The 10,933-nt window shown below is 42.5% G+C and carries 9 protein-coding genes and 3 tRNA genes; 5 read left to right on the top strand and 7 right to left on the bottom strand.

Annotated elements, in window-relative coordinates; translation table 11 throughout:
- The first annotated feature begins 292 nt into the window (after window positions 1–292).
- Together U9O96_04330 and U9O96_04325 are read left to right on the top strand one after the other, a co-directional pair.
- A tRNA-Asp gene (locus tag U9O96_04330) sits at window positions 293–442 on the top strand.
- Window positions 443–524: 82 nt separating this feature from the next.
- Window positions 525–2,786, top strand: coding sequence for a porin PorA family protein (locus tag U9O96_04325; GenBank protein ID MEA2054326.1), 2,262 nt, complete (start codon window positions 525–527; stop codon window positions 2,784–2,786).
- Window positions 2,787–2,793: 7 nt separating this feature from the next.
- Here the strand turns inward: U9O96_04325 and U9O96_04320 are convergent, their stop codons facing one another.
- Both U9O96_04320 and U9O96_04315 read right to left on the bottom strand, forming a co-directional pair.
- Window positions 2,794–4,608 carry a threonine--tRNA ligase gene (locus U9O96_04320; protein ID MEA2054325.1) on the bottom strand — a complete coding sequence of 605 codons (1,815 nt, stop codon included), beginning with the start codon at window positions 4,606–4,608 and terminating at the stop codon, window positions 2,794–2,796.
- 89 nt (window positions 4,609–4,697) lie between these two features.
- Window positions 4,698–4,831, bottom strand: a tRNA-Ser gene (locus tag U9O96_04315).
- Window positions 4,832–4,871: 40 nt separating this feature from the next.
- Here U9O96_04315 and U9O96_04310 point away from each other — a divergent pair.
- The 3 genes from U9O96_04310 (at window position 4,872) to U9O96_04300 (ending at window position 7,001) form a co-directional block, all read left to right on the top strand.
- Entirely contained in the window at window positions 4,872–5,072 is a 201-nt protein-coding gene (locus tag U9O96_04310; protein MEA2054324.1) for a MoaD/ThiS family protein, read from the top strand.
- A gap of 39 nt (window positions 5,073–5,111) precedes the next feature.
- Window positions 5,112–5,290 (top strand) — tRNA-Glu (locus tag U9O96_04305).
- Between the two features lie 58 nt (window positions 5,291–5,348).
- Entirely contained in the window at window positions 5,349–7,001 is a 1,653-nt protein-coding gene (locus tag U9O96_04300) for a hypothetical protein (protein MEA2054323.1), read from the top strand.
- A 30-nt stretch (window positions 7,002–7,031) separates the two neighbouring features.
- On the opposite strand, the gene U9O96_04295 is transcribed toward U9O96_04300, so the two are convergent.
- Genes U9O96_04295 through U9O96_04275 form a run of 5 tightly spaced genes read right to left on the bottom strand, consistent with a single transcriptional unit; the run spans window position 7,032 to window position 10,784 of the window.
- Window positions 7,032–8,180 (bottom strand): FAD-binding oxidoreductase, encoded by a 1,149-nt coding sequence (locus U9O96_04295; GenBank protein MEA2054322.1) that lies wholly within the window; start codon window positions 8,178–8,180, stop codon window positions 7,032–7,034.
- Window positions 8,173–8,436, bottom strand: coding sequence for a (2Fe-2S)-binding protein (locus U9O96_04290; protein ID MEA2054321.1), 264 nt, complete (start codon window positions 8,434–8,436; stop codon window positions 8,173–8,175). The genes U9O96_04295 and U9O96_04290 overlap by 8 nt, the downstream gene beginning before the upstream one ends.
- Window positions 8,433–8,903, bottom strand: a complete 471-nt coding sequence (locus U9O96_04285) for a 4Fe-4S binding protein (GenBank protein ID MEA2054320.1) — start codon at window positions 8,901–8,903, stop codon at window positions 8,433–8,435. Before U9O96_04285 ends, U9O96_04290 begins: the two co-directional genes overlap by 4 nt.
- Window positions 8,890–10,338 (bottom strand): FAD-dependent oxidoreductase, encoded by a 1,449-nt coding sequence (locus U9O96_04280; protein ID MEA2054319.1) that lies wholly within the window; start codon window positions 10,336–10,338, stop codon window positions 8,890–8,892. Before U9O96_04280 ends, U9O96_04285 begins: the two co-directional genes overlap by 14 nt.
- Window positions 10,335–10,784, bottom strand: a complete 450-nt coding sequence (locus U9O96_04275) for a hypothetical protein (GenBank protein ID MEA2054318.1) — start codon at window positions 10,782–10,784, stop codon at window positions 10,335–10,337. Before U9O96_04275 ends, U9O96_04280 begins: the two co-directional genes overlap by 4 nt.
- Window positions 10,785–10,933 lie beyond the last annotated feature (149 nt).

The raw sequence follows: 10,933 nt of genomic DNA, 5'->3' as shown, positions 1-10,933 counted from the left end.
TGCATATCAAATCGCACTTTGATCCCGACGATCAGAAAGCTGACTTTAAATTGGTTGAAAATTGAGAGAGGTTGCTGAGATATTGCTTCAAAAATCTATGATGTTACCCATTCTGAGGAACATCCTGCTACCATAAATTTTTTATAGTGGAATACGTATCCACAAAAACCGGGGATGGGATAAAATGAAATTTTTATTTTCATTTTTCGCCTCCCAACCTCCCCATTCCCGGACTTTTTAGTAAAACATCAAAAGGAAAATATTATTAAGAAAAATGTTATACCTATTCTGAGCCCCGGTAGTGTAGCGGTTATCATGCGAGCCTGTCGAGAATCCCTTTAGAAAAGGTGTTTCATCCCTAAAGAGGTTTATAGAAAGCTCGCGACCCGAGTTCAAAGCCATGCCGATTGCTTCGGCATACGTGAAAATCTCGGCCGGGGCGTCTGTCTTTTTGGATTAGAATTGCAAAACCCGAAACTTACTTATACAAAAATTGGATATTTGCTAGTTATTAGGTGAAATGGATGAGAGGAAAAAGGAATATAATGGTCGTTTTGGGACTTGTATTTTTCATAGTTGCCCCATCACTTTCGTTTGTTTTAACACCCTCCATGAAAAAAATCCCAGATAACTTGCACGAGACAGTGTACTACGAGGGAAAATTTGGAATGTTTAACAGTACAACCCTGAAAATGGACTACAAGAACATAGAAATAAAGAGGGAAATAAACGCCATGAAAAAGGAAGGAAACATACTTTTGGTAAGGGAGGATATATCCGTCAAAGATAAAAGTACAGGGAAAGATATACCTGACCTGAAGATGACTAAGGTATATGGTATAGACCCATATACCTCGAGGAATGTTCCGGGCTATGGGGATACAGAGAGAATTGGCCAGTGGATATTCCCGCTTGGAGTGAAGAAGGGAGAGGAATATCTTGTTTGGAATACAGACATGGATGACATATACAAGCAGGGATATGTTGATACCGATGATGCAACTGGCATAGCTTATTATATCGGTGAGAAAAAGATAGCGGGTGTAAAGACATATGGATACGCCGGTCACCAGGATGAAATATATATTGGCCCAGGACCGGAAGGAACACCCCCTGAAGCTAAACTTTACTACAGCGGTGATCAAACCGTCTGGGCAGATATAAAAACGGGTACGATAATTGACTATGACAAGCGCGTTATTCAATATCTCGAGTTTCCGGATCTTCACAAACTTCCGTCGGATCTGAATATCACTGCAGAACTGACAGGCAATATATCGATTTTCAACATGTCAAAGGTCGGAGAAAACGATTGGTATGACAGATACAATGCAGTTATAACAAATCACATATGGGTGGAAGATGCATCGACGGACAGTATGTACCTGGTAGGGAACGAAGTGATTGCCAAGAATGAAACAGGGCGTATGCTTCCAGATGAATTGCAGAGAAAAGGTATCGATGGTGTCAACCCGTACACGATGGAATACGACCGTATGTTCAGTGACAAACGGGGACTTCTCACTTTCCCCATCGGTGTTGAAAAAAGAGATTATGTACTATGGGATTCTGATACCAAAAACGCATCAACAGCGTACTTTGAAGGCGAGGAGAACATAGCGGGGCTGGATACCTACAGGTATGTCATAAGAACCGACAACTGTCCAATTGGCATACAGGATATAGACGGGATGAGTGACCGCCATGTAAACCTCCTCTACACGGGCAACACGACATACTGGGTGGAACCTTCCACAGGTTCTATTGTCAATGCAAGGAAGGAAGGAACGGTCAATGCCCAGTTCCCAGACCTCCACACAATTCCCGAAAACACAAATGCAAAAGTGGAGATGGAGGGAAAATTATGGATTATTTCCCAGGGAAGTAAAGATATAGATATGGTCAGAAATGTCAAGGTCACGGACACCTGCTACGATGAAGAAGGAAAAAAGGTCATCCTACTGGAGGATAATACGACCACATATGATTCAAGCACCGGTGAAAAAGTACCGGAAGGCTGCAGCCTTTCAATTCATGGCGTATATGCAGATACCGGTGGGGAGGCACAAAATTATGGAGATACGAGGAGAGAAGGTCTGTATACATTTCCCCCAGGTGTAGACAAAAGAGATTATTCCATGTGGAATTCCGAGATAGGAGCACCATCGCCGGTCGACTTCATGAGGGAAGAAGACCATGAAGGCATTCATACATATCTCTATGAAACGCAAGAGATGAGAAAAGTGTTTGACCCGACGCCGGGCATAAACCAGAACGTCATATATACCACCACGACAAAGTACTGGGTCGAGCCCAATAGTGGTTTGATAATTGATATGGAGAAGCAATCCGAGAAGAAAGTAGATATTCTCAACTATTTATTCGGGATAAGCAGCCCTATATGGGTAAAGGCATATACACTGACCCTTTCATTTACTGATGATATGGTCAAGGAACTTGTAAAGGAAGGAAAACAATCTTCTGAACTGATACAGCTTTCCGGAAAAACAGTTCCTGCCACACAGGTAGATATATCCTCTGCAAACCTGCTGGATAACGTAAAAGCTGCGGAACAACAGAAAAAACAGGTTGAACAGCTGTCCGGAAACAAGGTAAAGGTAGGGGATTTACATTACTGGATGACAGAGCAATCAGTAGAGGAAATGGCGGGTAAAGCGAAAACATCCGGCTTCCTGCTCACGCTCATGGAGGCGATAATACCTATTTTGCTTGTAATATTTGGCATATCCCTCATATTGTTATGGTTTGTGAATAAGCCCAGATGATTGCAGATTATCTAAAGCTCGGCCTTTTGCTAAACAATGCTGGAAGGGAAAGTGGCTGTAACGGATATTTTTCCATTTTTTCGGATATCATGCTATTTAGATTTTTTAATGACAATTCTTTCTCGCATGAGAAACGGCATCGAGGCCTGTATATACCATTCCTTTCCTTTTCCCCGTAAACAATTATTATCGGTACCCACTCTTTTTCCGCTTCCCTTATCTTCTTGGAAACACTTGCATCCCTGTCATCAATATCAACTCTGCCATTTATTTTTTCTGCCAATGCAATACAATTATCCAAAAATTCGATGCCCACCGGAATAAGGCGAACCTGTGTCGGAGACAACCAGAATGGCAGCATTCCCTTGCCACCTTTCTCAATTTTTTTTGCTTCTTTCTCGAGAAGGGCACAGATGCATCTATCTATCCCGCCGGATATCGAGGCATGGAGAAGAAGAGGATACTTCCTTTCCCCGTTTTCGTCGGTATATGTAATGTCAAACGACTCCGGATTTTCCACATCTATCTGCACGGTTGACAACGCAAAGGATTTTCCAACGGAGTCATTCATGTTGAATTCAAATTTTGTTATGAAGTAGAAATATCTTTTATCCCATATTTCCATTAAGATGGGCTTTCCAACCTCTTTTGCTATTTCCATGGCAAACTCTCTGTTTTCTTCAAAAAAAGGCCTGACAAATCTGAGTGCCACCTCTCCCTCCAGACCTATGAGTCTTGTCCATTCCATCGACAGCAAAAATTGTTTTTTGAACTCTTCCAAAGCCTGCTCTTTATCTGCGCACAGAGTATGCATGTCCGGCATCGTAAAAGAACGCAATCTTTTTATTCCCGATAGCTCACCATGCTGTTCCTTCCTGAAAGACTTTGCCAGTTCAAAAATGCGTAGAGGCAAGTTTTTGTAGGATATCACCATGTCGCTTGCCATCAGGTACTGCCCGAAGCATGCCGCAAATCTCATAAAAAGCTCTCTGTCCTTGTTCCCTTTTATCCTATACTGCCTTGCGGGAAATTTTTTCAGGTATTTGCTCAATGCTGGATGCTGGGCATCGTACATCAGCGGGGTTTCGACTTCCATTGCTCCAGCCGATAAACACATTTCCTCAACTTTTCTTTCCAATAATTTTTTTACCAGCTTTCCTTTCGGATACCATCTCATATTCCCGGGGTCGGAGCCGGGCTCGTAATCAACAAGATTTAGCTCTTTCATTAATTTTATATGGGCTGGCTCACGTTCAGATTTTCTGTTGCCGTACGCCTCATACTCATAAAATTTTTCGAGTTCTTTGTGATTGCTAAAATCAAATTTCTCGGCCTCTATGAGTTCCCCTTCCGATGTGAATATAAACCAGGATGATGTAATTTTTTTCTCTTCTTCATGCCTTTCGATACCTTTAATCTCCCTGGAGAGTTCCGCCATCGGATGACCCTTGCAACTGATTTTGAATGCCTTGTACCATCCAAAAGGTGTGTTTTTTACGGCAAACCTTTTGCTTAACTCTTCCTTTAATTTCCTGAGGGCTTCTTTTGCAGATTTGGGACTTGAAAGATTGGAGGATAGATGAGCGTAGGGATAAAGCATTATTTTATCCACTTTGACATTCTCTGCTACTTGCTTCACCTCTTCTGCCGCATTTTTTACGGTTTCATTTATTGCATCCTCATCATCTTTCTCAACAGCGACAAAAACCGCAAGGGCTTCATCGAGCCTATCCTTCCTAATCTCTATTTCGTCTGCTTCCTTTACCGCCTTTTCTTTTGCCTCGTATTCAATATAATCCGTATGAAGTAAGAGAATTTTCATTAAAAGTAAAGCATGGGGAGATATAAAATTGTTTCATTTACCCGACTGCAAGCTATCAATACCACTAAAGTCTTTTGATACTAAAAAGACGCTGGGAGCAGGATTTTCAAGCAACCTGCTCGGAAACGCAATCTGCCTTACAGGCTGCAGTTTGAACCTGCGCGGACAAAAAGCCCAGTAGCTCTCGAGGCTACCGCCTTAGTCCTGACTCGGCCATCCCAGCAAACATAAAGTTAATACGCTGACTGTTTTTTAGTATATCGATGGAAATAGAAGTTTTAATATCGAAAGAAAAAAAGAAATTACAGATGGACGAGGGGGCAACAGGAAAAGATTTGATATCGCTCTTAAATTTTGTTCCCGATGACGTCATTTTGATTGTCAACGATAAGCCAATCCCATATACAATAAAACTCAATGACGGCGATAAAGTGAAGATACTGCAGGTTGCTTCCAGGGGGTAGTCCAAAAAGATAAAAATAGAAATGTATTACCTGGGTAATGCTCCCGTAGTGTAGCCCGGCTAATCATCTCGGCCTCTCGAAGAGCCCTTTCTTTAAAAAGAAAGTGCTTCAGCCCAAAGAAACACTTTCAAAAGACGGTTCTAAAGAAAGCCGAAGACTCGGGTTCGAATATATGGCTTGCAAACCTGCAAGCCTGATCGAAAATCCCGACGGGAGCACTTTTTTATAGATACAAAAACTATAAATACGGAATAAGTAATTACATTCGGAGGCAAGATGAGCATGAAAAAAGCAGTATATGTTATAGGGGTATTGGTAATAGCAGCGATGATGATTTCAGCAAGTATCCCATTGGCAGCAGAATCCTTCACAGAAAAAAGTACAGACAATGTGACGGTCGGAGAGTGTATTATTAAAAGAGGTGAATATCACCCACAACCCATGCCATGCAAAACTGCACAAAAAATCAGTATTCCAAGACAGGTATCATCGATTCTAGGAACAGATATACCAATAGCAGACAGTTCTAATGATGAAGTCGCTCCATCGATAGCTTTATGTTCTGGAGAAAATCTTATAGCAGCGTATGCCATCCAGCCAGATATACTCACAAGTGGAATTTTATTTTCGTATTCCACAGATATGGGAAGTACTTGGAATCTCTATGAACGTCAAATTGAGGATATGTATGATACCGATCCAGCAGTAGCTTACAGGGGGGTCGGAAATAGTGCAGTAGCTTGCTGGACACTAGGTGAGTATGAAGCTGGAAATGTTGTCTATCTTATGCCTGATATTACCGACACGGAGACATACGGCGGTTCAATATGGCAATGGGAAGATAACTATGAGTTTTCTGACTGGCACAACTTCACAATCGCCGGCTATAATTCGGAAGAGTATCCAGAGTTCTGGGGCGTGATGAGTTACATAGGCGATTCAAATGATGAGAGTATCAACTATTTCGCAACCCAGTGTCCATGGGTCCTGACGGACGGAACTAAGTGGTATGGAGAGGGATACGCTGTTTGTGATGCTTTCCTGAAGTGGAATTATTCACGCACTACTTCAACTAGTATTGACCAGAGTACAGGAAGAGGATATACCGTGTGTGATTTCTATAATGATTCGGTAGGGACGTATAGCATGGCCATAATTAGTTATCCTATAGAAACCATATGGGATGATGATGCGATTTGGTACACTTATGAAATCTCTGGCGGCTTTTTCGCCAGTTACTCACGACCGGATATCAGCGTTAGAAGTGGTTCCGGGTATATAGCATGTGAGACAAACGAAAAAGGAAATAAAGATATTGTTTGTTTCCATTCAACGGATGGATTTAGCACTACCGTCAAAACCCTTATCGCTAATTCTCTAGATGATGAGACAAATCCAAGTATTATTTCCTATGGAGATGTTGCACAATGCACTTTTATTAAAAGTGGAAATCTTTATGAAACTCATTCAACTGATAATGGAGTGACCTGGAGCGAGCCAATTAAAATAAATGATCAAGATGGTACAGTAGAGGCAGGATGGCATACTTCAGAGCTTACAAGAGGTGGAAATGTTATATGGGTAGATAATAGAGACGGTAATAGTGATATATACTTCGACAGTACTGGAGTACCCGCACCAGTGATAAATATAGTAGAAATCAAGGGCGGCTTTGGCGCAACAGCTAAGCTAACAAATACTGGGGGAGCAGATGCAAACGATATAGATTGGAGCATTACTTTTGACGGGCCAGTGTTCATTGGAAAAGAAAATAGTGGGACGGTGAGCATTCCCGTAGGGGGAGAAGAGACCATCAAGAGCGGTTTCATTTTTGGCATTGGAAAAGTAACAATAACAGTAACAGCAGGGGGAGCAATGGGAACAGCTAGCGGCTTTGTCCTCGGCCCGTTAGTGCTTGGAGTGAAATAACTCCTCCTTTTCCTTTTTTAATTTTTATTTTTATCCGACAACCGATTTTTCCCTTTCGAATTCCATTTTTTCAAATCTTTCTAGTTTCAATCTCCCTATCGGCAAAGAAGTTTTTTCGCCTGTTATGAGTTCTGCAAGCAATTTTGCAACCATCGGGGATAGCATAAACCCGTGGCCTGAAAAGCCATTGCACTGAATAAATCTTTCTAATCCTTTCACTTCGCCCAGTATCGGCAGCGCATCGGGAGTTACATCATAAAATCCAGTCCACTGTCTTAGGACATTTATGTGTTTCAATACCGGGACATACCGTGTAAGGGTTTGGGACATATGCCTTAGAAATGAAAGCGTGGGCGTTGTTTCATATCCTGTTACTGTTTCTGGCGGCGGTATGCCTCCTAAAATCTGCCCTTCTTCCTGCTGGCTGAAGTAGATGCCGTCTTTGAACGAGATAACCATGGAATCAAATGCATGGGTCATTCTTTCAGTAACCATGATTTCTTTTTTGTATGGGACATTGGGAAGGGTGACTCCAGCCATTTCGGCAATTTTTTTAGACCAGGCACCGGCGGCATTTACGACAATATCTGCTTTTATTGTCCCTTTGCTCGTCTTTACTCCCTTTATTTTGCCATTTTCTGTCAGAATCCCCTGCACTTCCGTGAATCTGTATATTTTCGCCCCTTTTTTCGTGGCGGCACGTGCATATGCATATGTAGTTTTGAATGGATCTGCATGCCCATCAGTCGGACAGAATGTTGCACCTATGGCATCCATTCCTTTCACATCAAGAATCGGAACGACTTCCTTTATCTCATCTGCTTCCAGAATGTCCACATCCAGCCCCAGAAAACGTTGCATTTTCACGTTCTTTTCGGCCTGTTTCATGTCATCTTCATCATGAATTGCTATCAGATACCCTCCCTGCCGTAATCCTATACCCTCGCCAAATTCTTCACTTAGCCTCTCAAAAATTTTAACACTTTCTATTGCAAGGGTTGCATTTTCTTTCGTTGACCACTGCTGCCTTATGCCTGCACCACACCTTCCGGTGGCTCCAGATGCAAGATGATTTTTTTCGATAACAACATTATTGATACCTTTTGAAGCAAGTTCATATGCGAGAGCACATCCGTTAACACCGCCGCCGATTATAACAACGTCTGCTTTCTCAATCATTTTTATCACTTGACAGTATGCCCAGAGGTATGGGAACAACTGGTGGCCTGCTCGTTTGCAATCTTATATCCTCAACTTTTTTTCCTGTTTCCCTTGCCAGAATGCGTGCAGCTAGAGGAATGCATGTCCTTCCCTGGCAGGGCCCCATGCCCAGACGCAGTCTATGTTTCAACTCATCTAAAGTTGTACAGCCGTTTTTTATCTCGTTTATTATGTCCTCTTCTGTAATATCCTCGCATCTACAGATAACCTTCATTTTACCACTTTTATGTTTCTCACAGTCATTGCAAGATTTTTTGAAACCTCTATAGTTATGACGCACGTATTGTCTTTCTTTTTTATAACCCTCTTTACTACGGCCATGCCCGCTTCTTTTCCCTCTCTGTCAAGTGCTGCCACCTCCTCTTCTTTCTCTGGAACGTGAAGGAATTCATATGGCAGGGTTATCAAAGCTTTATCCCCTTCCGTTTTCACAACAAAAATTGCCAGTCCGGGACAAACACCAACGCATCGTCCGCACCCCGTACACCTATCATAGTCAACGACCGGCAGAGCATTTATTGTTTCCATGGAGATGGCATCAACGGGGCAGGCATCCACGCAGGGATTGCATGGGATTTCCTGCACGCACTCTGTTATTGCAATGCCTTTTTTAAGATGTTCTTCCGATGGAATCTGCAAATCTTCCAGGCCAATTATACCCGTTTTTTCATATTCCTTCATTTAAAGCCTCCTGAAGAATTTTTTTCTTCGCTTTTCTTGCTTTACTGCCAAACGGCCCTTCTCTCATCCCATCAAGCGTTTTGGCATATTCTTCCATAAGTTCTTCCGCATTTTTTACGTGGCCGAGAGAAAAGGCGGCTGACAGCCCTGCTATTTTGCCTTCGAGCATTGCGGTTGAAGCTTCCTCTATACCCGAGGAATCACCCGCCACATATATTCCATCTACCGACGTTTCCATTTTATTGTTATGAATTGCAACATATCCTCCCGCTTCCGGTATGTATTTTCTTTTCACGCCTGCCTGAAAGAGCAATCTGGCTGATGGCGTTAATCCTACGGCAAGGCATACAGTATCGCATTTCATGTCCTCCTCACTTCCCCTCACAAAATTCCATTTTTCGTCCAATCTTCCCACGATTGCCCCTTCAACTCTCTCTTCCCCGTACACTTCCTTAACAGAATGAGATGTATATATCGGAACGCCGCATCTCCTCAATTTTGCGGCATGCACGCTATAGCCCCCTATTTTGGGCAATGCCTCCACCACCCTATCGACTTCGATGCCTGCCTGCAAGAGCTGATATGAAACGATGAGGCCGACGTTTCCTGCCCCGATCATCAAAACTTTATTGCCGGGTTTAACCCCATAAACGTTCATCAATGTCTGCACGCCCCCCGCCCCGTACACCCCCGGCAGGTCATTTCCTGGAAACGAAAGCATGTTTTCCTGTGCACCACATGCAAAAATAACTTTTTCCGTTTCTATGGTATACAATATGTTTTTCATTTTATCGACGGCTCCCAGTACATGTTTTCCATTTTTTCCATAATACCCGAAAACACTTGTCCCAAGCAAAATTTTTATACCGCCTTTTTCAGCCATCCCTTTTATTTCCGCCTCCAGTTCCTCGGCTATCTTTATCCCTCTCGTTCCAGCCCTCTCCTTTTTAGAACCGAAAAACTTGTGCGTTTGTTTTATCAGCTGCCCTCCCGTTACATGATTTTCATCGACAAGCAAAACTGATCTGCCATGATTACCTGCTTCTATTGCTGCCGATACACCTGCGGGGCCTGCTCCCACGACGAGTATCTCGACATCCATGCTTTTCCCTTTACCATTTAAAAATTCGGCGGAAGGTAGATTGCGTTGTTCCCGGCTCTCTACGGTCATGCCGTTCTCTGCAGGCACGATGCATGTCCTGACATTCGGGATTCCATTAACGCGCATCAGGCACGATGAACACTTTCCTATCCCGCAGAAGAACCCTCTAGGGCGATTGTATTTCACACTGCATGATAACTTCTTTATGCCAGATGCATGAAGGGCTGATGCTATGGTTTCTCCTTTGAATGCCTTTATTTTCTGTCCGTTGTAAAAAAAAAATATTGGTTGTGTTCTATCAAAATGAAGTATTGGATGGCTGTCGATCCTCATTTTTTTCCACCAGCATGCTCTTTTAAAAATGTGGTTGTTCTTCTCTTAAATATTGCTATGTCCGGGATTTCACCTTCATCATATTTTTTTTCCAGGTGGTTTATCATCTCCAGATATGCAGCATACAATTTTTTATTTTTAATTAGTTTCTCAGGAGGCATAATTTTTCTTGATGTATCGGTGAAGAAAATATCTATCCATGGTTTGTGTTTTGGGGATGGGTGGGTAGCATTATATTCCATGTTGTGGGCTGCCGCAATTATGGCACTATCGACCATTTTCGTCCCGGCAGCGACCGACTTGAAAAGCTTTACAATCTCTTTTTCAGGCACGTGAGGGCAGTCTTTCTTTAACTCTCCCAGCAATTCTCGTGAAGTCTTGCTCATGCTTACTATCTTTTTTCCCTCCATATACTGGTTTTCCAGAATCTCCTCAACGTCTACCATCCTAAAAGGTATACAAAAAAAACATATATTATTTGCCCTTGACAATGTTAGCTTCTTATTTCAAATCCCATTCCCTCAAAACTTCGAATAATTCTTCCTCACCAACTATGTGTTCTTATGCATTCATTTTCTTTGCAGTCTTATCATTC

Source organism: Candidatus Thermoplasmatota archaeon (genome assembly GCA_034660695.1).
Taxonomy (GTDB): domain Archaea; phylum Thermoplasmatota; class E2; order UBA202; family DSCA01; genus JAYEJS01.
This window is presented reverse-complemented; position numbering and strand designations above follow the sequence as displayed.